Raw genomic sequence first — 22,012 nt, 5'->3', positions numbered from 1 at the left:
GCTTGAAAATAATTTGATGAAATCTGTAAGGTTAAAGCTGACAAACTGTCAGCTTTTTCTTTTAGATAAGCATAAAAAGATAAAGAAGGAATCACTGTGGTGCAAATACGCGAAGCAAAACTAGAAGATGCCCAAGCATTAAAACCTCTACTGGATCAATTAGGTTATGTTCAATCGATCCATTTCATTTTACAAAAAATCAAGGCATTTATGCATGATCCTCATCAATATATTTTTGTTGCTCAAATTGAGGCTGAGGTTGCTGGCTTTTTGTCTTTGAGTATTATTCCACAAATCGCGACAGAAGGAGATTTTGCACGAGTCGCGTATCTCTGTGTACATGAACAATTTCGAGGGCAGAAAATTGGTCAGGCATTGTTAGCCATTGCCGAAGAGATTGCACGACAGCGTGGCTGTGATCGGATGGAATTACATTCAAGCGATCATCGAAAACTGGCGCATCAGTTTTATCTAGCTCAAGGCTATCAAGATGCGCCAAAATATTTTCGGAAGTTCTTGGATTGAATTAAGGCTTTAAAAACAATTGCGGATCCACTCTTGCATTATTCAAGCTCATTCCCCAATGTAAATGTGGCCCAGTCACTCGTCCCGTTTTACCCACCAATCCTAAAACTTCACCTTGATGAATCTGCTGACCTTGCTTCACTTCTATTTTACTTAAATGACAAAACATACTGATTAAACCTTGTCCATGATCAATCAGTACAGTTTTTCCATTAAAAAAATAATCGCCTGTTTGCACGACCATGCCGTCGGCAGGAGCAACGACTTTTTGTCCAATCGGTGCAGGAATATCCAGCCCCGAATGGGGTGCGCGTTCTTCACCATTAAAAAAACGTTTGCGCCCAAAAGAATTGCTAAATTTACCTGAAGTAGGTGCTATAAAGTGAGGCATCGACTGCCATGAGCTTGCTGTAAAGGAACTATAGATGTCATTTTGTTGTTTGGCTTCTTGAGCATAACGTGTGAGTTGCGTCTCTGACGGATCTACATAATCCTGATTTTGGACCTTTATTCGTTGTTCAGCATACGCGTAAGGCTTTATTTCAATTTGAATCGGCTGGGCATTTGTATCGACTGTTAAAGTGCCGATTGGCGTATTTAATGGAATCCCTAGGATGGCATAACGTTGGGTATTTTCATTGCTAATCAGAATATTTTGCTGATTAAAGCGAACACTTTTAATCTCTTGACCCAGTGGAATAACCGCGATCCCACCTGGACGGCGTGAGTCTTGTGGTAACTCAGCATAGAGAGATTGTAAGGAGAGCAAAGATAAGCCTAGCATAAAACAGCTTTTTTTAAGCATAAGAAAATATCAGCAATAATTTTTTAGATTTTTATCAGATTATTTTGAAAAATTCTGCTGCTTTGCTGTGAATAACTGAATTTGTTAGGCAGATGAAATGGGTATGTATCTAAGAATTAACAAAAACAGCATACAGACTTACTTGAAAATTTTGCGTAAAGAACCCATATTATAACTGAGTTATATATTATTTAATATTAATATAAGCTTATGAAAAATATAATGAAATTTTATAAAACTTATTTGAAATTTATAAAAGCGTTCCCATGTATTAAGCAAGTAACAAATTGATGATGAGGAATAACAATAATGCGTTTTGAAAAATTTACCAATCGCTTACAGCAAGCCCTGTCAGATGCGCAATCGTTAGCCACTGGTAAAGACCATACTTCTATTGATGGCATTCATATTCTTGCGGTTTTACTTGAAGAGCCATCCAATTTGAGCCTGTTGCAGCAATCAGGTGCAAGATTGCCTGAGTTAAAGAAAAAGCTGGAACAGGCGATTCAGGATGCGCCAACCATTACCAATCCTACAGGTGACGTCAATCTAAATCCAGAAGCTGTGAAGGTTTTGAATCTGGCAGATCGTCATGCGCAAAAGGCAGGTGATGAGTTTTTATCAACAGATTGGGTACTGCTGGCACTTACTGAAACTGGTAGTACCAAAAGTTTATTAAACAGCGTAGGTGTAACGACTGATGCACTACGCAAAGTGATTGAATCTATTCGAGGCGACGATAAAGTCATGAGTAATAATCACGAAGATCAACGTGACTCATTAAATAAATATACCATTGATTTAACCGAACGTGCTTTGGCAGGCAAACTTGACCCTGTGATTGGGCGTGATGATGAAATTCGTCGCACCATTCAGGTCTTGTCACGTCGTACCAAAAATAACCCCGTGTTGATTGGTGAGCCAGGGGTAGGTAAAACCGCCATTGTCGAGGGTCTGGCACAGCGTATCGTTAATGGTGAAGTGCCAGAAAGCCTGAAAAATAAACGGGTTTTATCGCTGGATTTAGGTTCATTGCTTGCAGGTGCAAAATATCGTGGCGAGTTCGAAGAACGATTAAAGGCAGTACTTAATGATCTAGCCAAACAAGATGGGAATGTGATTTTATTTATTGATGAATTGCATACGCTAGTTGGAGCCGGCAAAACCGATGGCGCGATGGATGCGGGCAATATGCTGAAACCTGCTTTAGCGCGGGGTGAACTGCGTTGCGTCGGTGCAACGACACTAGATGAGTATCGCCAATACATCGAGAAAGATGCTGCTCTTGAACGCCGTTTCCAAAAAGTTTTGGTCGATGAACCAAGTGTTGAAGATACCATTGCGATTTTGCGTGGATTAAAAGAGAAATATGCCGCACATCATGGTGTACAAATTCTTGACTCCGCAATTATTGCAGCGGCGAAAATGTCGCACCGTTATATCACAGATCGTCAGCTACCTGACAAAGCCATTGATTTGATTGATGAAGCGGCATCACGTATTAAAATGGAGATCGACTCTAAACCAGAAGCTTTGGATCGTTTAGAACGTCGTATTATCCAGTTGAAAATGCAGCTTGAAGCGGTAAAACGTGATGAAGATGCAGGCAGTAAAGCTGAAATCAACCATCTTGAAGAACAGATTTCAATCATTGAGAAAGAATACAATGATATGGAAGAAATCTGGAAAGCTGAAAAAACCTTGGTTGAAGGGGATAAAAAGGCACAGATTGAACTCGATCAGGCACGTATTGCGTTTGATAAAGCGCAACGTGAAGGCGATTTGGCAGAAGCTGCTCGTTTGCAATATGGTGTCATTCCTGAGTTGCAAAAACGTCTTGAACAAGCTGAAGTTGCTGAAGAAAACGAAGAGCCAAAACTGATTCGTACCAAAGTAACGGAAAATGAAATTGCTGAGGTGGTCAGTGCTGCAACGGGTATTCCTGTGGCGAAAATGCTACAAGGTGAACGTGACAAGCTTCTGCATATGGAAGAGTTTTTACATAACCGTGTCGTCGGGCAGGATGAAGCTGTCATCGCGGTCTCGAATGCGGTTCGACGTTCACGTGCTGGATTGTCTGATCCAAACCGACCAAGTGGTTCATTCCTATTCCTTGGACCGACAGGTGTGGGTAAAACAGAGTTGACCAAAGCTTTGGCAAATTTTTTGTTTGATAGTGACGATGCCATGATTCGTATCGATATGAGCGAATTTATGGAGAAACATTCAGTCAGTCGTTTGGTGGGTGCACCTCCAGGCTATGTCGGCTATGAAGAAGGTGGTGTATTGACGGAAGCTGTGCGTCGTAAACCGTATAGCGTGGTATTGTTTGATGAAGTCGAAAAAGCGCATCCAGATGTATTTAATATCTTGCTACAAGTCTTGGATGATGGTCGTTTGACCGATTCACAAGGTCGCGTGATCGACTTTAAAAATACGGTCATTGTGATGACATCGAACCTTGGTTCGCAAGATGTTCGTGAGCTAGGGGAAGGTGCAACTGACGATGAAGTGCGTAGTGTAGTGATGGCAGCGGTAAGTCAGCATTTCCGTCCAGAATTTATCAACCGTATTGATGAGTTGGTGGTATTCCACTCTCTGAAAAAATCACAAATTCGCGGTATTGCCGATATTCAACTTGATCGTTTGCGCTCACGTTTGGCAGATCGTGAAATTGGATTGACCGTGGATGATACTGCTTTTGATATCTTAATTGATGCTGGTTTTGATCCTGTTTATGGTGCGCGTCCGTTGAAACGTGCAATTCAGCAACAGGTTGAAAATCCACTTGCTCAAAAAATTCTGGCTGGAGAATTTCAAGCTGGAGATAATATCATTATCAAAGGTGATCATGGTCATCTCGTGTTTGATAAATTAAAACTGAGTTAATTTCTGACTGAATGTGAAGCTTTATAAAGAGGATGTAGTCAATACATCCTCTTTTTTTACATCTTGATGGATGGATATAACCGACAGATTATCGGGAACTTCTGTCTAAGCATTGCGGTTTAAATCAAATCTTGTTAGCGTGAAATTAAATAAGAAGAACTGAGTAAATAAAGGAAGAATCAAGTGATGGAACGTCAAGGAACTGCTCTCTATATAATGATTGTTTTGTTAGGAGGTTTGGGGTGCTCAGGCTATACAATTTCTGCGACACCTTTAAATGAAAATGTCTTGAGAAATGAAAGTGATTCACTCGAACGTGTAACACCGCCTGTAGTAAAGGCAGTTGAACAAGACGCAAAAAAACCAGTATCTGAGCAAAAAAATCTAAACCAGAATATTGCAAAAAAGCATAGCAAACAATTGATTCAGGATAATCTAGATGCCAGTGTCTTATCTGAATATGAGGAACAGAAGAAAATTACAGAACCGACGAGAACCAGTATCTATCTGCAACAACAAATCCCTGAATTACCACCTTATGAAGAAAAAGTCCGTATGGATAAGCTTAATTTAAGTGGACCACAGCTTGGTAATGCCAAAGGCGATGTCACGATTACCATCAATAAATAAAGCCCGTTGAAATTTCAACAGGCTTTATTAAATGGATTACATTTTCTCAAAACATAGGTTTAGTTGGGTAGATGCTGAATTTTCCACGCACGATGAATTTTTTGATTTCGTTTAAAATCAGGGCCGATCGTATCGTGGGTGATTTCTTCAGCATCAAACAGGGCTTCGATTTCTTCGTCAAGTTCAAAACCACGATAGTTATTGGAAAAATATAATGTTCCTTCAGAACTTAAACGATTCATGGCTCGTTTAAGTAATGACACATGATCACGTTGAATATCAAAAGTGCCATAAAACTTTTTAGAGTTTGAAAATGTTGGTGGGTCAATAAAGATCAAGTCATATTGTTCATGACCTTCTTTGAGCCATTCAAAACAGTCACTGGCAAAGAACATATGTTGTTCATCAGCATGGTCAACCGTGAGACCATTTAAAACAAAATTTTCTTTTGACCAATTTAAATAAGTATTGGATAAATCTACGCTCGTCGTGCTGGCTGCGCCACCCAATGCTGCATGCAAGCTTGCAGTCGAAGTATAACTAAACAGATTTAAGAAGTGCTTACCGCGTGCTTCTTTAGCAATGCGCAAACGCATTTGTCTATGATCCAGAAACAAACCAGTATCCAGATAATCTGTTAAGTTGACTAAAATCTTGGCTTGACCCTCCTGAACAATAAAACGCTTAGATGCAGTGCTTTGTTTAGTGTATTGGCTTTTACCTTCTTGACGCGCACGAGTTTTAATAAATATCGCTTCGCGAGATAACCCAGTTACTGCACGAACAGCAGCCAATGCCAAATTAAAGCGTTTCTTGGCTTTTTCAGGATCAATGGTTTTTGGTGGTGCGTATTCCTGAACGTGTAAGCGATCACCGTATAAATCTACCGCGACATTAAAATCAGGCAAATCAGCATCATAAAGGCGTAAACAGAACACTTGTTCTTTGGTAGCCCATTTTTTCAAGGCAGACATATTCTTTTGTAAGCGATTGGCAAAATCTTGTGCGCCTTCAATTTCGACAGGATCAGCATGCCAGTTACTCAAAAACGGCTGGTTATTGGCGACAGGTTTAACTTGACCAAAACGAATGTAAATTGGCAATTTACCATTCATTAACCGTAAGGTTTCTGGGTCGCTCAATGCTAATACATCAGCTTGCTCAATCTGTGCTGCAATCACGGCAGCATGCTGATTTGGAAAGTGTTGTTGTAACAGGGCAGATAAACCTAAATAAAAAGCACGATTTGATGCTTTATCGCCAAGACGTTCGCCGTATGGTGGATTGGTTACCACGAAAGCCTTGTTATAGGTATTTTCAAAAGCTGGCCAGTCTGCAAGTGGACGTTCTTCAATCTGGATTTGATCTAGTAATTTTTCAAAACCTGCCGCAATAATATTTTGGCGAGTCGCTTTTACGGCTTCCCAGTCTGCATCAAAAGCATAAAATTTGGGTAGGGTTTTTTCTAAAGCGATCTCATGACGCTGTGCAGCCTCGGCTTTAATTTCAAGCCAGAGTTCACGGTCATGCCCATGCCAACCATTAAAGCCAAAACGACGAACTAAACCAGGTGCGCGATCGGTCAAAATCATCAAAGATTCAATAATAAAGGTACCCGAACCACACATTGGGTCGAGAATTAAATCGGGTTGTAATTGTTCTAATTTAGCTTTTTGTAAAATTGCGGCTGCCAGATTTTCTTTAATCGGTGCTTCGGTCATATAGTGACGATAGCCGCGCTTATGTAAGGAATCACCTGATAGATCCAAACAATAAGTATGTTCAGTCTTGCCTGCCAATACAAATAAGGTAATTTCGGGTTGTTTGGTATCAATACTTGGACGGCGACCTACAGCTTCCATAAAGGAATCGACTACACCATCTTTGGTACGAAGCGTTGCAAACTGAGTATTGACTTTGATGTCACGCTCGACATGCAAACGGATGGCAAAGGTACTTTGAGGTGCAAAAATCAGTGACCAATCAAAATTTAAAGCCCCTTCGTACAGTTCTTCTGCAACATCACGGGCATCATGACTAAATTCGATCTCGTAGGTATGAATTGGCTTGAGTAGGCGAGACGCTAGACGTGACCACATACAAATTCGGTAAGCTTGTTCTAGAGATCCTTGAAAAATGAGACGACCTGCAAAGCGTTCAGTCTGCTCGATGCCTAAACCTTGTAATTCTTGTTGCAATAAGGTTTCCAGTCCATCTGCACAGGTAACCCAATATGTAGAAAGACGTTGCGGTGAATTCATTCAATTTTCCAGGAGCAGCTAAAGCAATCGGTTATTTTAGCGTATTTTCAAGGGGAAAACTTGTTCATTTGCCTAAAACTTCAACTGCCCGATTGAGAAAAAGATCTGTATAATGCCTTAACTTAACGTCTAAGGAATCTCTCATGCACTTGGCGGCATTGCATACACCGAGTCAGATTCAGCTCAATCAGCAGGGCAATTTAAAACACTTTTTGACCATCGAAGGTCTTTCCAAAGAAACGCTTACAAAAATTCTCGATACCGCGCAATCTTTTATAAATGATCAAAATCAATTGATCACCACGCCATTACTTGAAGGGCGTACCGTGATGAATTTATTTTTTGAAAACTCCACCCGTACCCGTACTACTTTTGAGGCGGCAGCGAAACGCTTGTCTGCCAATGTATTGAATATTGATATTGCACGTTCAAGTACCTCTAAAGGGGAAACCTTGCGAGATACGCTCTGGAACTTGGAGGCGATGGCGGCAGATATCTTTGTGGTACGTCATTCCTCTTCAGGTGCGGCACATTTTATTGCTAAAGATGTCTGTCCAAATCTAGCGATTATTAATGCAGGCGATGGACGTCACGCCCATCCAACGCAAGCCATGCTGGATATGCTCACCATTCGTCGTGATACCCATAAACCCTTTGAAGAACTCAGTGTTGCGATTATTGGTGATATTAAACATTCCCGTGTTGCGCGTTCAGATATTGCGGCTTTGCAGACATTGGGCTGTCAAGATATTCGCGTGATTGCACCAAATACTTTATTGCCAGTTGGTTTTAGTGAATATGGTGATCATGTTCGCCTATTTAATAAAATGGACGAAGGCGTTAAAGATTGTGACGTGATCATTGCTTTACGTATTCAAAATGAACGAATTGATTCGCCTGCATTGTCTTCTCAAGCAGAATTTTATCGTATGTATGGACTGAATCAAGAACGTTTGGCGTTGGCGAAACCAGATTGTATTGTGATGCATCCGGGGCCAATGAATCGTGGTGTTGAGATTGATTCCAGTATTGCGGATGGCCCGCGCTCTGTGATTTTGCATCAGGTGACCAATGGTATTGCGGTGCGTATGGCGGTTCTGGCACTCACAATGCAAGGGCAGTTACAGCAACAGGGTTTAATCGAAGCAACCGCGGTATAAGGGTCAACATTATGAGCAATATCAAACTTGAAAATGTCCGTTTACTTGATCCTGTAGAGAAAATTGACCTAATTACAACTGTTTATTTAAAAAATGGTAAACGTGTTGAATCACTTGAGCATATTGATGAAAGTATCGATGCACAAGGCAAATGGCTGATACCGACCATGGTAGATTTGTGCGCACGAGTGCGTGAACCAGGTCAACAACAGCATGGTACTTTGAAGTCTGAAGGTAAGGCTGCACGTGAAAATGGTATTTTGCATGTGATTACGCCACCAGATTCTAAACCAATCGTGCAGGACAATGGGGCCTTGATTCACGGCTTAATTGAGAAAGCATGGACAGATGGACAGTTTCATCTACACATTATTGGCGCGCAGACCCAAGGCTTAATGGGTAAACAACCTGCGAATATGGCAGCACTTAAAAAGGGTGGCTGTACCGCCGTGTCAAATGCCAATGCATCTTTTGAAGATGATGATGTGGTCATTCGTACACTGGAATATGCAGCAGGTTTGGGCTTAACCGTAGTGTTTTATCCAGAAGAAGCGCAAATATCCAAAGATGGCTGCGTGCATGAAGGTTTTATCGCTTCACGTCAGGGTTTGCCAATGATTCCTGCAATTGCAGAAACCATTGCGATTGCGAAATATCTTATCATGATTGAAGCCACAGGCGTTCGTGCACATTTTGGTCTTATTTCTTCTGGAAAATCCATTGAGCTGATTGAGGCTGCCAAAGCAAAGGGGCTACCTGTAACTGCTGATGTTGCCATGCATCAGTTACATTTAACTGAATCCTTAATTGATGGTTTTAATTCATTGGCTCATGTACGTCCGCCTTTGCGTTCTGAACAAGATAAACAACAATTACGTCAAGCAGTAAAATCAGGTGTAATCGATGCCATTTGTACGCATCATGAACCGTTGAGTAGTTCGGCCAAAATGATGCCATTTGCAGAAACTTTACCTGGGATTAGTGCTTTTGATACCTATGTGGCTTTAGGCGTAAAACTGGTCAAAGAAGGATTGTTTGAACCACTTGAGTGGGTAGAGAAAGTGACCATAGCACCTGCTCAAGTTGCGAATATGTTAGAGCGTTGGCAGGCTGAAAAAGGCTGGGTATTAGTTGATCCTGATTTACAGTGGACACTAGAAAAGAAAAGTATTCTGTCTAGTGGTAAAAATACACCACTTTTAAATCAGACTTTGACTGGAAAAGTAGTACAGACGTTCTTAATTTAAATTTTAAACAATCTTAAAAAAACTCGGTAAAATCATAGCCGAGTTTTTTATTGGATGAATAGGGCGTGTTGATATTTGCTGTATAAAAAAATAGCGAGTAAGTAAAATGCAATCGCCAAACTAAATTCACTAATCGCTATGCCACGTACAATGCTGAATGATTAACACTGGTCAAAGTTAGAAACTATTTTTCGTAATTTTGGTATTGATCCTAGAGAAATATCAGCAGACTCTAAAACTATCCAATAAAAAATCAATTCCTTAACTTATCAGATTAAGCATCTTCCTGTTTGATATAGTTGTTTTTCACCTTCACATAATTCTGCGCTGAATAAGGTAAAAAGGCTTTTTCTTTATCGGTTAAAGGCCGTACTTTTTGAACAGGACTTCCGACATACAAATATCCACTTTCTAGAACTTTACGTGGTGGAACCAAACTACCTGCACCAATCATCACATCATCTTCAACGATCACGTCATCCAAAATCACGGTATTGATGCCGATTAAAACCCGATTGCCAATTGTACAACCATGTAAAGTCACATGATGACCAACGGTGACATCTTCACCAATAATTAAAGGAGAGCCTTCAGGTTTGCCAGTTTGCTTATGTGTCACATGTAGCATGGAGTGATCTTGCACATTGCTGTTTTTACCAATGCGAATATGATTAACATCACCACGAATCACGGCGAAAGGCCAGACAGAAACATTTTCAGCCAATTGAACATCCCCAACCACCACAGACATTTCATCGATATAACAACTCTCATCAATTTGTGGGTATTGATCTAAATAAGGTCGAATGTTTTGGGTCATGGTGAGCTTCAAAGTCAAAGATTAGGGAATTATAAAATAAAAAAGCATTCAGACTAAGTACCTGAATGCTCAAATGACTGACTTTAGACTTCTTTCATCATTGTTTAAACTCTCTTTATTTTTCTCCCATAGGCAGAAATAAAAGGGACTAATGAATGAAGTCTTTTAAAAATGATTAAAATAAGTTACTAAAAAACATTTTGATATGATCGATCATACGCGCGAAGAAACCTGCTTCTTCTACAGGCTTTAAAGCCACAAGTGGTTTTTCAGCAATGACTTTACCATCAAGACTTGCCACCAATTTACCTACCACTTGACCTTTCGCCAAAGGCGCATTCAGTTTAGGCTGAATCACTAGTTGAGTTTTGATGTTATCCGCTTGACCTTTTGGCATAGTAACATTGAAGTTTTCAGCTAGACCAATTTGAACTTCATCTTCCTTACCAAACCAGACTTTAGCTTTCGCTAGAACTTGGTTTGCAGGTTGAACATTGACGGTTTCAAAGTTAGAAAAACCCCAAGCCAATAATGTACGTGTTTGAGAAGCACGTTCGTTCATGCTTGGTGTGCCAAAGATCACAGAGATTAAACGCATAGGACCGCGCTTACTTGATGTGGTCATACAAAAACCAGCTTCGTTGGTATGACCTGTTTTTAAACCATCAACGCTTGGATCTGTATAAAGTAACGCATTACGGTTACCTTGTTTGATTCCATTAAAGGTAAATTCTTTTTCAGAATAAATCGGGTAATATTTTGAACTGTCTTTGATAATATGTTGTGCAAGAAGCGCCATATCCTTTGCAGAAGAATAATGACCGTCAGCTGGCATCCCTGTTGAGTTAATAAAGTGAGTATTGGACATGCCAATACGCTTAGCTTCCTGATTCATCATGTGGGCAAATGTTCCTTCGTTGCCTGCAATATGCTCAGCCATTGCAACAGAAGCATCGTTACCCGATTGCACAATAATACCGCGTAACATTTCCAGAACGGTCGCTGTACCATTTAAAGGAACGTACATACACGATTCTGCACTGCTGCCACGACACCATGCGGATTCGTTCATGCGAACGCTTTCATTTTCAGTCAATTCACCCTTTAAAAGTTTTTGCTCAATGATATAACTGGTCATCATTTTGGTCATTGAGGCAGGGGCAAGATGTTCGTTTTCATTCTTCGATGCGAGAATTTGCCCCGTCTCATAATCCATTAAGACATAAGATTTATTATTTAATTCTGGGGGTGAGGATAAAACAGTTGCTGCATAGGTAAATGATGGTAAGAGTATAAGTGCAGCAAAGGTGCTTTTTTGAATCATTCTAGGCGTTCCGATAACTTGTGTGAAGCAGACGAGCCTAGCATTTTAGGATAAAGCCAAGCCGACTTCTACGTTAAAAGTCGGCTTATTTCATACATATTGTAAATAATCAGTTATTTCGAATAATAATTACGGACATCATCGCAAATTTGGCGATTGTCATCATCAGATGCTTTTTTGGCATCTGCACGTGCTTCTTTCAAAGCAGGTTGAAATTCTTTGCTTTTAGCACGTTTCTTTAAAACCTCAACAGCGTTTGGTTCATTGTTTAAATAAGCTTTGACCAAGTTTTCATAAGCTTTATTAAACTTTAAATCCTTACCAATCAAGCTTGGACACACCTCAGACAAGACATAAATTGCTGCAAGTTCTTGAGGGGTAACGTTATCAGAAGTTGGGGTAACTTCAATTTGTTCAGATTCAGCTTTTTTGTCTTTGGCAAAGGCAGTGCTGGTGAAAACGCTAGAAGCGAGGAGAAATGATAATCCAGCTATTTTAAACACATTTTTTTTCATAAAAACTCAAACTCAAAATAAGACTTAAAGAATTTGAATCACTTATAGCATGAAAAGCAGTTTTAATTTGTATCTTTGCTGTAGAACTTATGCAGAACAAGGTTCTAAGTAATGGAATTATTTAGAACCAAAATTTGACCAGATCGACAACTTATTCTTGATAACTTAAAACATCTTCACATACTGTTTTTTGTTCATCAGTCGAAGTTTCTTTGAGTGTTTGATGTGCGTCAGCCAATAGAGATTTATATTCAGCATCAGTTTGTAATGCTGCAAACGTCATATTTTGACCCGAATAGGCTTTTAGATTCGTTTGAATCAATTTTTGAATATTTTGCTCAAATGTCGCATTTTTCCCAATCAGAGTAGGGCAAACTTCACTTAAAACTTGTGTTCCTGCAATATCTTCTTTGACTAAAGCATTGCGTTCTGCCTGAGACAATGCTTCATTTGCAAATGCCATTTGACTAAATGTGATTGCCGTTAAAGTAAATAAACAAAAGCGTGATATAGATGACGTTCTCATGGTTTCACAAAATTATTAATGAATTTAGTCGCTAAATATATATAATTCAATGAATATTTCAATTGAATAACCTCATCAGTCATTTATCGAGATCGTGTTTTGTGAATATTCTTATAGCCAACGATGATGGTGTCTTTGCACCAGGCATTCAGGCGCTTGCGCAAGCTTTAAAACCCTTAGGTCGTGTTGTTGTGGTCGCTCCAGAAAGTGAGCGAAGTGGATTTTCTAGTGCGTTGACCTTAGATCGTCCTTTACGTCCCATTCCAATTGCACAGGATGTCTGGGCAGTCAATGGTACACCGGCGGATTGTGTCTATCTTTCCATGAATGGTTTGTTCGATTTTGAATTTGATCTTGTTGTGAGTGGCATTAATAGTGGGGCGAATCTCGGTGATGATGTGCTTTATTCAGGTACAGTCGGTGCTGCGTTTGAAGGACGTTTAATGAAGCAGCCTGCTATTGCTGTGTCTCTGGCAGGCAGCAATGTGCGGTCTTATGAACATGCAGATGATTATGCAGTTGCCGCTCAATGGGTACATGATTTTATCGCGCGAGGCTTACCACAGTTACCGCCTCGTCATATTTTGAATATTAATATTCCAGATGTGCCAGAACTTATGGGTGAAAAGATCACATATCAGGGGCTTCGTGCACAGTCTAAGCCAATTACGAGCCATGTTGATCCGCGTGGTCGACAAGTGTACTGGATTGGACTCGCTGGTGAGGCGGTGACAGATCCTAAAAGAACACCTAGCCATGCCCAGTCCGATTTTTTTGCAGTTGCCAATGGTTATGTCAGCATTACGCCTATTCAGATGGATGCAACTAACTATGGAATACTTGAAGATTTGCAAAAATCATTATCTGGATCTATTTGAAAATAAACCCATCGTTAAACGGTGCAGAATGTTATAACTTTGTGAAAATTAGGACGATGAACGTGCGTCTTCGTCCTTTTTTGGTACTCTTAGCGCAAATGTCTGTTGTTTTATATTGATGAGAGAGGGAGATCGATGCCATTGCTTCGACATGAAAGTGAAATCGCGTTTATTTCAAGCCATAGATTTCTAAAAAAAATAATGATATCTGTGGCGGTTGTCTCCGCACTTGCAATAACAGGTTGCGCTTCTAAGCCGCAAATTTCAAATTCAACCCGTGTAATGAATTCACCGGATTATTATACGGTGCGCTCAGGAGATACCTTGAGTGGAATTGCTGCGCGTTATGGTTTGAATTACATCAATATTGCACAATTAAATGATATCGCGCCACCATATCGAATTTATGTCAACCAGTCCTTACGTTTAAAAGGTTCCACAGCCAAACGTACCACGACGACGCAACCTATTACCCAAGCTGCACCAATACAACGTCAAACGATTGCACTGCCTACAACACCATCGACGACAACACAGACGATATCTCGTCCAGTCACTCCAGCTGTTGCACCTGTAACAACAGCACCCGTTATTACAGCAACGCCAACTTCAACCAGTTTACGTTGGGTAAAACCATCGGCTGGACCCGTGATTCAGCAATTTAATCCAGCAACAAATGTAAAAGGTCTACGCTATGGTGGAAAACTAGGTGACCCAATTTATGCAGCAGCAAATGGGCAAGTTGTCTATGCTGCGGATGGACTTAAAGAGTACGGTAATTTAGTGTTGATCAAACATATTGATGGCTACATTACGGCTTATGCGCATAACAGTAAAATGCTGGTTAAAAGTGGCGACAACGTCACAGCAGGACAAAAAATTGCGGAAATGGGCTCATCTGGCACCAATCGCGTCATGTTAGAGTTCCAAATTCGCTTAGATGGTAAACCCATTAATCCTGCAAATATTATCCCAATGAACTAGTTGAAAGTTGAAATTAAATAATGCAAAAGCTAAATTTCTCCGTATAATACAATGAGATGCCTTTATCAAATAATGATAACTGCATCTCATAAGTTTAGAGGGAAATTTATGTTAGATCAACTTCGAGCAATGGGAGTGTTTGCTTGTGTTGTAGAGAAAAGTTCGTTTAGTGGTGCCGCCCGTGATCTGGGTATTACCACCAGTGCAGTGAGTCAACAGATTCGGTCTCTAGAGCAGGACATGGAAGTAACACTTCTTCACCGTTCTACCCGTAAATTAAGCTTAACTGAGGCTGGACAAGCTTTTTTCCACAGTTGCCAGGAAATGCTAGCTGCTGCGGAACGTGGCAAGATTCGTATTAATGAATTGCGTGATGATTTGGTTGGAGATTTGCGTATTGCAACTACTCCCGAATTAGGCGCCTTACATGTTGTCCCAGCTTTATCTCACTGGATGTCTGCACATCGTGGACTATCTGTAAATTTTGAAGCAGATCATCGATATATTGATCTTATCGAAGGGCGCATTGATATTGCCATTCGTATGAGCCCAAAAATTGAGGATCAAAACTTAACTATTATTCCAATGGCACGTGTCGATCAGGTTTTGGTCGCTTCACCAAGCTATTTGAATCAATCAGCCCCCATTTCGCGTCCTGAAGATTTAAAGAATCATGATCTGATTCCTGTAAATCTAATGAATAATTACCAACACTTTTCATTTCAGCATGCTACAAATGGTGAGTCCGTAACGATAGACATGAAAACTCGTCTACAAACGAATAATGTTTTTGTCGCGAAATCTTTATGTCAACAAGGGCATGGTTTAACCAGAATTCTGTACTTGGATGTACAAAAAGAGCTTGTAAATGGTTCTTTGGTTGAAGTCTTACCAGATTGGAATCTACCTGCTTTTACACTGTATGCAATTACGTCTAAGCGTGAACAACAGCCGATGAAGATTCATCGTTGTCTGGATGCGTTAAAGCAGTATTTTAGCCAGTTACCCGGTGGACGAACTTTTCAGGAAGCCTCTTAAAAGCTTCGTATATCCGTAAATACAGCAGGTAAAAAAATCGAGTTATGCCAATAGCTCGATTTTTTAATTCTATTACTATAAAAGCATCATTCTTTATTCATTTATATGGAGATACATTAGTCATGAATTAAAGTTTTGAGATTTTCATGACAACGATTCAAAACAAAAACTGGATACATATTCATCATAAAATTTTTTTCAGATTCTGTAGAGTAAATAGGAAAAAATTGAGTTTCATCAACCATTTCTTCCAGTAGTGTCTGGAGTGCAGTATCATTGATTTTCGAATTTTCTTTTTGGTGTAATTTTAAGCCTTTTTCTATAAAAATTTTAACCGTTTCAGCCTTTAAATTTTGTTGTCTTGCTTGCATGACTATTTTGGAAAAATCAGATACGGACTCACATAATGAAATTGAAAATTGACGGATATCTCCCTGAGTCGCCGCATGAGATAAGGTCGTTATAGTCATAAAAGTCACGAAGATATAAAGTTTAATCATTTCATCTATAACGTGAATTTATTTTTGTTTGTATTTTTTACATAGGGATTCCCCTATATATTTCGCTTTTGCGATAGCGAATTCTTTTTCTTGATCATTTTGTCCTATAGGTTCATTTGAAGCAATAATGGTAAATGCAGTATAAAGATTCGAAAGCTCTATTTCATCAGGGGTTCTCGCATTATCTTTTTGTATTTTTGCAAGATTAACAAGATCTCGAATATTTTTTCCATTTTGCCTTTCTTGCATAACGGATTCTGTAGTTTTGATATAGCCTGTGCAATCTATATCTGCTGCATAACTCATAGTTGAACATACATTTAAAACTACTATGCTGGTTATAAATTTCGTCTTCATGCAGTTTGATTAGAATGTAATTTTTTATATTATAGTATCCTATGATTATTTAGTAAATATATTGATATGACTCAAGAAAATAAAAAAGCCACAACATGATTGTGGCTTTCAAACAGACGCTTTTAACTTAAAACTTAAGCTAAAAATTGCTTAATGGCTGGAACTAAACGCGATAATAAATCATCTGCTTGTTCTTGAGTCATATTTAGAGGCGGCAGTAAACGTACTACAGAACCCGCGGTAACATTGACAATCAATTTATATTCATCACGTGCGATAGCGACCATTTCAGGGCAGGCTTTTGGTAATTCAACACCAATCATCATCCCAAAACCACGCACTTCGACATTTAAACCAGAAAGTTGCTCACGTAGCTGCTCGACAATGTAGCTTCCTACTTTTGCAGCATTTTCTACGGCATTTTCTTTCTGAATCGTATCAATCACCGTATAAACCACACGTGAACCTAGCACAGTTCCACCATAGGTTGAACCATGGCTACCTGGCCCGAGTATGCCTACAGCTTTGGCTTGAGTCATTACAGCACCAATAGGAAAGCCATTTCCCAAACCTTTAGCAGTCGTTAAAACATCTGGAACAATATTGGTATGTTGATATGCAAAATATTGACCTGTACGACCATTTCCAGTTTGGATTTCATCGAGCATCATCAGCCAGTTATGCTGATTACATAGAGCGCGAACATCTTCTAGATAGCTAAAACCCTGCGGTGCAGTATTGATCCCACCTTCACCTTGGATCGGTTCAATCAAAATCGCGACAATATCGGGATGTTGCAAAGCAACTTCCTGCAATGCTTCCAAATCTCCGAAAGGCACACGAATAAATCCTTCAACTAGAGGAAAAAAACCTTCCTGAACTTTACTGTTACCTGTTGCAGATAGCGTCGCCAACGTACGGCCATGAAAAGATTTTTCAGCAACGACGATTTTAGGATTTTGAATGCCTTGTTGGCTGGCGTACTTGCGTGCAATTTTAATTGCGCCTTCGTTAGCTTCAGCGCCGCTATTGGAAAAGAAAACTTCCTGCATGCCTGAAACTTCGGCCAGTTTTTGTGCCGCAGCAGTTTGCCACGGGATTTCAAATAGGTTGCTGGTATGAATTAAAGTGGCTGCCTGTTCAGCAATCGCTTCTGCAATAACAGGATGCGAATGACCTAAGCCACAAACGGCTATACCTGTGAGAGCATCCAGATATTCTGTGCCATCTTCTGTATAAAGATAAGAACCTCGTCCTCGTACAAAACTGATCGCTTGGCGGCCATAGGTTGCCATCAAATGTGAAGGTTGATCAGGTTGTACAGGGGCGAGAGTAATGTGATTCATGACGAACTCTTATCTGTTGAATAAAAGGAAAGGGTTTATATAAGCAAAAACAACCGCAGAATGAAAGGGCTAAACGAAATTAAAATAGAATTATCATGTTCTATCCTAACAAACACACTGGTTTTAGGTATAATAGTCGCAGAATAGTTGAGGATTTATCTATGACTGAACAAGCACGTGACACCGAAGCACTGATTCGCGATCAAATTGCTAAGCACTCGGTTTTACTTTATATGAAAGGCACTCCGCAGTTTCCACAATGTGGGTTCTCTGCGCGTGCGGTTGAAGCACTCAGTCAAATTGGTCGTCCATTTGCCTATGTGAATATTCTGGAAAATCCAGATATTCGTGCAACACTGCCACAAATTGCGAATTGGCCGACTTTCCCACAGCTTTGGGTCAATGGTGAGTTGGTCGGTGGTAGCGATATCATGCTGGAAATGTTCCAAAATGGTGAGTTAAAACCTTTAATTGAGCAATATAGCCCAGCGCCAGAAGCTTAATTTAAGCCATTGATAAAAAAAACCTGAGATTTTCTCAGGTTTTTTTTATGCAATTTTATACCGTGCAATCTAAACGTTATTCTCATGTTGCTGTTTGAGATCAGCCAAAGCATCAATTCGATATTGAATGAGCATTTCACCAATCTCTGCGCCATGAATATCTTCAGGCAAATCTGAAGCTTTAATTGAACGGACAATATGCATGGCTTTACGCATATATTCTGCTTGTGGATACGCACGATCTTCTAAACCTAATCGACCGCGTGCATCACATTCACAGGCTTGAATAAACGCTTCAACTCGTTCAGGACGTCTTAGAACATCCAAACGTTGCAGTAAACGCCATAGGGTTCCTGGTTTTAAGGTCATAGCCTGATGACATTTTAAATGTTCTTTACAGACTGAAACTGCCAATTGTTTAAGTTGTGTTGGAACTTTTAATCGATCAGATAAATCTTGAACAGGTGCAACACCACGTTCTTCGTGCATGATATGACGTGGAAGTTCATCAATAGGCGTAAGTGCTTTACCCAAGTCATGTACTAAAACCGCATAGCGTACATCAAGTGAGTAATGGGCATTACACGCTTGTTGCAAGGCCATCAAGGTATGAATGCCACAGTCAATTTCAGGATGGTATTCAGGGCGTTGTGGTACACCAAATAAAGCTTCGATTTCTGGAAATAAAACTTTTAGTGCGCCACATTGATGTAAAACTTCAAAATATACATTGGCATGAGTTTCCATCAAGGCTCTGGAGGTTTCTTTCCAGACACGTTCAGGTGTGAGCGCATCTAATTCACCAGACTGACTTAATTGTTGCATCAAATTCAATGTTTCTGGAGCAATGCTAAACCCGTATTGAAAATAACGTGCTGCAAATCGTGCAACTCGTAATACGCGAAGCGGATCTTCTAAAAAAGCATTGGATACATGACGTAGGAGTTTAAGTTCCAGATCTTGTCGACCACCATAAGGATCAAAAATCTCACCTGAAGTTTCATCCATCGCAATGGCATTAATCGTGAGATCACGTCGAATCAAATCATCTTCAAGTGTGACGTCTGGATCGGTAAAAAATTGAAAACCATGATAGCCGATACCCGATTTACGTTCGGTACGCGCAAGGGCATATTCATCTTTGGTTTGTGGATGTAGAAATACAGGAAAATCTTTACCAACAGGCTGATAGCCCTGATCAAGCAATTGCTGTGGTGTTGCTCCCACCACGACATAATCTTTTTCGTGATAGGGGTGCCCAAGTAAAAAATCGCGTACGGCACCGCCTACTAAATAAACATGCATGAAAAAACCTCTGTTCTTAAGCTCATGATGCTACAGAACAGAGGTTTTCTCAAGTCACAAAGTTAAGCTTTTCTAATCTCTTAAGTTTAAAGAATTAGCCACCGCTTTGCTGAATTTCTGCGACAGTCAATGCTGTCATATTCAAGACACGACGTGTTGTTGCGGTTGGTGTCAAAATATGCACAGGTTTTGCTGCACCCAGTAAAATAGGCCCAATCGTGACATTGTTCCCAGAAGTGGCTTTCAGTAAGTTAAAGGAAATATTCGCTGAATCCAGATTCGGCATGATCAACAGATTTGCAGAACCTTTGAAACGCGAATTTGGAAATGCAAAGTGACGAATACTTTCATCAAGTGCTGCATCACCATGCATTTCACCTTCAACTTCTAGCTCAGGCGCGCGTTCAGATAACAAGCGATAAACTTCACGCATTTTTTTCGCGCTTGGATCATTCTGGTCGCTACCAAAGCTTGAATGCGAAAGCAAAGCAATACGTGGCGTAATACCAAAACGGCGAACTTCTTCAGCAGCCATAATGGTCATATCCACTAATTGCTCTGCGGTCGGATTAGTATTCACATAGGTATCAGCAATGAACAGATTACGATCTTCTAGCATCAATGCATTGAGGGTAAAGAAGTTGTTTACACCTTCTTTAAGTCCAATGACATTGCTCACAAAGTCGAGATGGATATCATAACTACTATATGTACCACATAGCATGCCATCCGCTTTGCCAAATTTAACCAACAATGCGGCGATCAGTGTCGAGCGGCGACGTGCTTCACGTTGCGCGTATTCCTCTGTAACACCTTTACGTTGCATGGTGTGGTGATAATCTTTCCAAAACTCTTCATAGAGCGGATTTTTTTCTTGGTCTACAATCTCAATATTAGTGCCATGTTCTAAACGTAAGCCTAGTTTTTTGATATTGTTTTCGATGACCGCTGTACGACCGACCAAAATTGGAAAGGCAATGCCTTCATCTACTGCGATTTGTGCAGCGCGAAGGACACGTTGATCTTCACCTTCTGCATACGCAATACGTTTAGGATCAGTTTTTGCTTGAGAGAAAATCGGTTTCATCATAAACGCTGAGTTATAGACAAACTCAGACAATTTTTGACGATATGCTGCAAAATCTTCGATCGGACGAGTGGCAACACCTGAATCCATGGCTGCTTTTGCAACGGCAGGCGCGATTTCAAGAATCAAACGCTGATCCAATGGACGAGGAATCAGGTAATCACGACCAAATGAAGCAGATTTCTCACCATAGGTTGCAGCATCTGCTTCTACGTGTGCCATACGCGCGATGGCATGCACACAGGCAATTTTCATTTCTTCATTGATCGTGGTTGCACCTACATCAAGTGCCCCACGGAAAATGTAAGGGAAACAAAGTGCATTGTTTACCTGATTTGGATAGTCTGAACGACCAGTCGCCATAATGACATCAGGACGAACTTCGTGTGCATGTTCAGGTAAAATTTCAGGATCTGGATTTGCCAATGCAAAGATGATTGGATTTTCTGCCATTTCCTTGACCATTTCTTTGGTCAAAATACCTGCCGCAGAAAGACCTAAGAACATATCCGCACCCGCCATAACTTCATGAAGTTTGGTTTGTGGAATATCTTGAACATAGCGCTTTTTAGAATCATCTAGACCATCACGAGACGTGGTTAAAAGTCCACGTGAATCGGCAACGGTGATGTTTTCTTTACGCACACCAAGTGCACATAATAAATCCAGACAAGATAATGCTGCAGCACCAGCGCCTGACGCTACAATTTTAATGTCTTCGATTTTTTTGTTGACCAGTTGCAGTGCATTTAATAATGCTGAACCCACAATAATACTGGTTCCATGTTGGTCATCATGAAACACAGGAATATTCATGCGTTCACGAAGTTTTTTCTCTATATAAAAGCATTCTGGGGCTTTGATATCTTCGAGGTTAATACCGCCAAAAGTAGGTTCTAAAGCAGCAACAATGTCCACGATTTTATCGGGATCATTTTCTGCAATTTCAATATCAAAAACGTCTACGCCCGCAAATTTTTTAAAGAGAACGCCTTTACCTTCCATAACAGGCTTAGATGCCAAAGGTCCAATATTACCAAGACCTAAAACTGCCGTACCATTACTGACCACTGCGACCAAATTTCCGCGCGCAGTATATTTTGCCGCTGTAGAAGGATCGCGTTCAATCTCTAAACATGGAGCTGCAACTCCCGGAGAATAAGCAAGAGCCAAGTCATGCTGATTGACAAGTTGCTTGCTTGGTGTAACGCTGATTTTCCCTGGAGTAGGATGTTCATGATAATACAAAGCAGCCTGTTTTAATGATTGATCGTCCATCTGAATCTCGATTGTTACAAGAGTTAACTAGTGA

At 40.3% G+C, this 22,012-nt stretch carries 20 protein-coding genes; 9 read left to right on the top strand and 11 right to left on the bottom strand.

Annotated features, from left to right (window positions below; genetic code table 11):
- Positions 1-99 precede the first annotated feature (99 nt).
- Positions 100-525 carry a GNAT family N-acetyltransferase gene (locus tag J500_RS06225; protein WP_227613732.1) on the top strand — a complete coding sequence of 142 codons (426 nt, stop codon included), beginning with the start codon at positions 100-102 and terminating at the stop codon, positions 523-525.
- Between the two features lies 1 nt (position 526).
- Here J500_RS06225 and J500_RS06220 read toward each other — a convergent pair whose 3' ends face one another.
- The gene (locus J500_RS06220) at positions 527-1,330 is read right to left on the bottom strand and encodes a peptidoglycan DD-metalloendopeptidase family protein (protein ID WP_004998398.1); all 804 of its coding nucleotides are present in this window, start codon (positions 1,328-1,330) and stop codon (positions 527-529) included.
- 309 nt (positions 1,331-1,639) lie between these two features.
- Between J500_RS06220 and clpB the strand changes: the two genes are divergently transcribed.
- Together clpB and J500_RS06210 are read left to right on the top strand one after the other, a co-directional pair.
- A complete protein-coding gene (clpB, locus tag J500_RS06215) occupies positions 1,640-4,219 on the top strand; it encodes an ATP-dependent chaperone ClpB (protein ID WP_034698760.1) in 2,580 nt (859 codons plus the stop codon).
- 186 nt (positions 4,220-4,405) lie between these two features.
- Positions 4,406-4,849 carry a hypothetical protein gene (locus tag J500_RS06210; RefSeq protein WP_004998396.1) on the top strand — a complete coding sequence of 148 codons (444 nt, stop codon included), beginning with the start codon at positions 4,406-4,408 and terminating at the stop codon, positions 4,847-4,849.
- A gap of 59 nt (positions 4,850-4,908) precedes the next feature.
- Here J500_RS06210 and rlmKL read toward each other — a convergent pair whose 3' ends face one another.
- Positions 4,909-7,110, bottom strand: a complete 2,202-nt coding sequence (rlmKL, locus tag J500_RS06205) for a bifunctional 23S rRNA (guanine(2069)-N(7))-methyltransferase RlmK/23S rRNA (guanine(2445)-N(2))-methyltransferase RlmL (protein WP_034698758.1) — start codon at positions 7,108-7,110, stop codon at positions 4,909-4,911.
- 143 nt (positions 7,111-7,253) lie between these two features.
- On the opposite strand from rlmKL, the gene J500_RS06200 reads away from it, so the two are divergent.
- Both J500_RS06200 and J500_RS06195 read left to right on the top strand, forming a co-directional pair.
- Complete coding sequence (locus tag J500_RS06200) at positions 7,254-8,270, top strand: aspartate carbamoyltransferase catalytic subunit (protein ID WP_004998392.1); 1,017 nt, start codon at positions 7,254-7,256, stop codon at positions 8,268-8,270.
- A gap of 11 nt (positions 8,271-8,281) precedes the next feature.
- Positions 8,282-9,517 carry a dihydroorotase gene (locus J500_RS06195; protein WP_004998391.1) on the top strand — a complete coding sequence of 412 codons (1,236 nt, stop codon included), beginning with the start codon at positions 8,282-8,284 and terminating at the stop codon, positions 9,515-9,517.
- A gap of 274 nt (positions 9,518-9,791) precedes the next feature.
- Here the strand turns inward: J500_RS06195 and J500_RS06190 are convergent, their stop codons facing one another.
- From J500_RS06190 to J500_RS06175, 4 genes are all read right to left on the bottom strand, one after another.
- Positions 9,792-10,337, bottom strand: coding sequence for a gamma carbonic anhydrase family protein (locus J500_RS06190; protein ID WP_004998390.1), 546 nt, complete (start codon positions 10,335-10,337; stop codon positions 9,792-9,794).
- 175 nt (positions 10,338-10,512) lie between these two features.
- Positions 10,513-11,661: a D-alanyl-D-alanine carboxypeptidase PBP5/6 gene (gene dacC, locus J500_RS06185; protein ID WP_004988341.1), complete on the bottom strand. Its 1,149-nt coding sequence runs from the start codon at positions 11,659-11,661 to the stop codon at positions 10,513-10,515.
- A 113-nt stretch (positions 11,662-11,774) separates the two neighbouring features.
- Positions 11,775-12,176: an MCR_0457 family protein gene (locus J500_RS06180; RefSeq protein WP_004988340.1), complete on the bottom strand. Its 402-nt coding sequence runs from the start codon at positions 12,174-12,176 to the stop codon at positions 11,775-11,777.
- 151 nt (positions 12,177-12,327) lie between these two features.
- Positions 12,328-12,702 carry an MCR_0457 family protein gene (locus J500_RS06175; protein ID WP_004998389.1) on the bottom strand — a complete coding sequence of 125 codons (375 nt, stop codon included), beginning with the start codon at positions 12,700-12,702 and terminating at the stop codon, positions 12,328-12,330.
- Positions 12,703-12,803: 101 nt separating this feature from the next.
- Between J500_RS06175 and surE the strand changes: the two genes are divergently transcribed.
- The 3 genes from surE to J500_RS06160 all read left to right on the top strand — a co-directional run bounded on the left by surE (position 12,804) and on the right by J500_RS06160 (position 15,602).
- Positions 12,804-13,580 carry a 5'/3'-nucleotidase SurE gene (gene surE / locus J500_RS06170; protein ID WP_004998388.1) on the top strand — a complete coding sequence of 259 codons (777 nt, stop codon included), beginning with the start codon at positions 12,804-12,806 and terminating at the stop codon, positions 13,578-13,580.
- A gap of 135 nt (positions 13,581-13,715) precedes the next feature.
- On the top strand, positions 13,716-14,564 hold the full coding sequence (locus J500_RS06165; protein ID WP_034698755.1) for a peptidoglycan DD-metalloendopeptidase family protein: 849 nt from the start codon (positions 13,716-13,718) through the stop codon (positions 14,562-14,564).
- Positions 14,565-14,672: 108 nt separating this feature from the next.
- Positions 14,673-15,602: a LysR family transcriptional regulator gene (locus J500_RS06160; protein WP_004988328.1), complete on the top strand. Its 930-nt coding sequence runs from the start codon at positions 14,673-14,675 to the stop codon at positions 15,600-15,602.
- A 116-nt stretch (positions 15,603-15,718) separates the two neighbouring features.
- Here the strand turns inward: J500_RS06160 and J500_RS06155 are convergent, their stop codons facing one another.
- The 3 genes from J500_RS06155 to J500_RS06145 all read right to left on the bottom strand — a co-directional run bounded on the left by J500_RS06155 (position 15,719) and on the right by J500_RS06145 (position 17,805).
- Entirely contained in the window at positions 15,719-16,072 is a 354-nt protein-coding gene (locus J500_RS06155) for a hypothetical protein (RefSeq protein ID WP_035254383.1), read from the bottom strand.
- 48 nt (positions 16,073-16,120) lie between these two features.
- Positions 16,121-16,408, bottom strand: a complete 288-nt coding sequence (locus tag J500_RS06150) for a hypothetical protein (protein ID WP_004998373.1) — start codon at positions 16,406-16,408, stop codon at positions 16,121-16,123.
- A gap of 185 nt (positions 16,409-16,593) precedes the next feature.
- The gene (locus tag J500_RS06145) at positions 16,594-17,805 is read right to left on the bottom strand and encodes an aspartate aminotransferase family protein (RefSeq protein WP_004998371.1); all 1,212 of its coding nucleotides are present in this window, start codon (positions 17,803-17,805) and stop codon (positions 16,594-16,596) included.
- Between the two features lie 161 nt (positions 17,806-17,966).
- On the opposite strand from J500_RS06145, the gene grxD reads away from it, so the two are divergent.
- Positions 17,967-18,308 (top strand): Grx4 family monothiol glutaredoxin, encoded by a 342-nt coding sequence (grxD, locus tag J500_RS06140; RefSeq protein WP_004988322.1) that lies wholly within the window; start codon positions 17,967-17,969, stop codon positions 18,306-18,308.
- Positions 18,309-18,377: 69 nt separating this feature from the next.
- On the opposite strand, the gene J500_RS06135 is transcribed toward grxD, so the two are convergent.
- Both J500_RS06135 and J500_RS06130 read right to left on the bottom strand, forming a co-directional pair.
- Positions 18,378-19,613, bottom strand: coding sequence for a multifunctional CCA addition/repair protein (locus tag J500_RS06135; RefSeq protein WP_004988319.1), 1,236 nt, complete (start codon positions 19,611-19,613; stop codon positions 18,378-18,380).
- A 94-nt stretch (positions 19,614-19,707) separates the two neighbouring features.
- A complete protein-coding gene (locus tag J500_RS06130; RefSeq protein ID WP_004988316.1) occupies positions 19,708-21,978 on the bottom strand; it encodes an NADP-dependent malic enzyme in 2,271 nt (756 codons plus the stop codon).
- Positions 21,979-22,012 lie beyond the last annotated feature (34 nt).

Source organism: Acinetobacter sp. 479375, assembly GCF_000581715.1.
Lineage (GTDB): Bacteria > Pseudomonadota > Gammaproteobacteria > Pseudomonadales > Moraxellaceae > Acinetobacter > Acinetobacter ursingii.
This window is presented reverse-complemented; position numbering and strand designations above follow the sequence as displayed.

Bases quoted from the DNA above. Each gene is read 5' to 3' on its own strand.
- J500_RS06220 (WP_004998398.1), bottom strand. From the start codon at position 1,330: ATGCTTAAAAAAAGCTGTTTTATGCTAGGCTTATCTTTGCTCTCCTTA.
- clpB (WP_034698760.1), top strand. From the start codon at position 1,640: ATGCGTTTTGAAAAATTTACCAATCGCTTACAGCAAGCCCTGTCAGAT.
- J500_RS06210 (WP_004998396.1), top strand. From the start codon at position 4,406: ATGGAACGTCAAGGAACTGCTCTCTATATAATGATTGTTTTGTTAGGA.
- rlmKL (WP_034698758.1), bottom strand. From the start codon at position 7,110: ATGAATTCACCGCAACGTCTTTCTACATATTGGGTTACCTGTGCAGAT.
- J500_RS06200 (WP_004998392.1), top strand. From the start codon at position 7,254: ATGCACTTGGCGGCATTGCATACACCGAGTCAGATTCAGCTCAATCAG.
- J500_RS06195 (WP_004998391.1), top strand. From the start codon at position 8,282: ATGAGCAATATCAAACTTGAAAATGTCCGTTTACTTGATCCTGTAGAG.
- J500_RS06190 (WP_004998390.1), bottom strand. From the start codon at position 10,337: ATGACCCAAAACATTCGACCTTATTTAGATCAATACCCACAAATTGAT.
- dacC (WP_004988341.1), bottom strand. From the start codon at position 11,661: ATGATTCAAAAAAGCACCTTTGCTGCACTTATACTCTTACCATCATTT.
- J500_RS06180 (WP_004988340.1), bottom strand. From the start codon at position 12,176: ATGAAAAAAAATGTGTTTAAAATAGCTGGATTATCATTTCTCCTCGCT.
- J500_RS06175 (WP_004998389.1), bottom strand. From the start codon at position 12,702: ATGAGAACGTCATCTATATCACGCTTTTGTTTATTTACTTTAACGGCA.
- J500_RS06165 (WP_034698755.1), top strand. From the start codon at position 13,716: ATGCCATTGCTTCGACATGAAAGTGAAATCGCGTTTATTTCAAGCCAT.
- J500_RS06160 (WP_004988328.1), top strand. From the start codon at position 14,673: ATGTTAGATCAACTTCGAGCAATGGGAGTGTTTGCTTGTGTTGTAGAG.
- J500_RS06155 (WP_035254383.1), bottom strand. From the start codon at position 16,072: ATGACTATAACGACCTTATCTCATGCGGCGACTCAGGGAGATATCCGT.
- J500_RS06150 (WP_004998373.1), bottom strand. From the start codon at position 16,408: ATGAGTTATGCAGCAGATATAGATTGCACAGGCTATATCAAAACTACA.
- J500_RS06145 (WP_004998371.1), bottom strand. From the start codon at position 17,805: ATGAATCACATTACTCTCGCCCCTGTACAACCTGATCAACCTTCACAT.
- grxD (WP_004988322.1), top strand. From the start codon at position 17,967: ATGACTGAACAAGCACGTGACACCGAAGCACTGATTCGCGATCAAATT.
- J500_RS06135 (WP_004988319.1), bottom strand. From the start codon at position 19,613: ATGCATGTTTATTTAGTAGGCGGTGCCGTACGCGATTTTTTACTTGGG.
- J500_RS06130 (WP_004988316.1), bottom strand. From the start codon at position 21,978: ATGGACGATCAATCATTAAAACAGGCTGCTTTGTATTATCATGAACAT.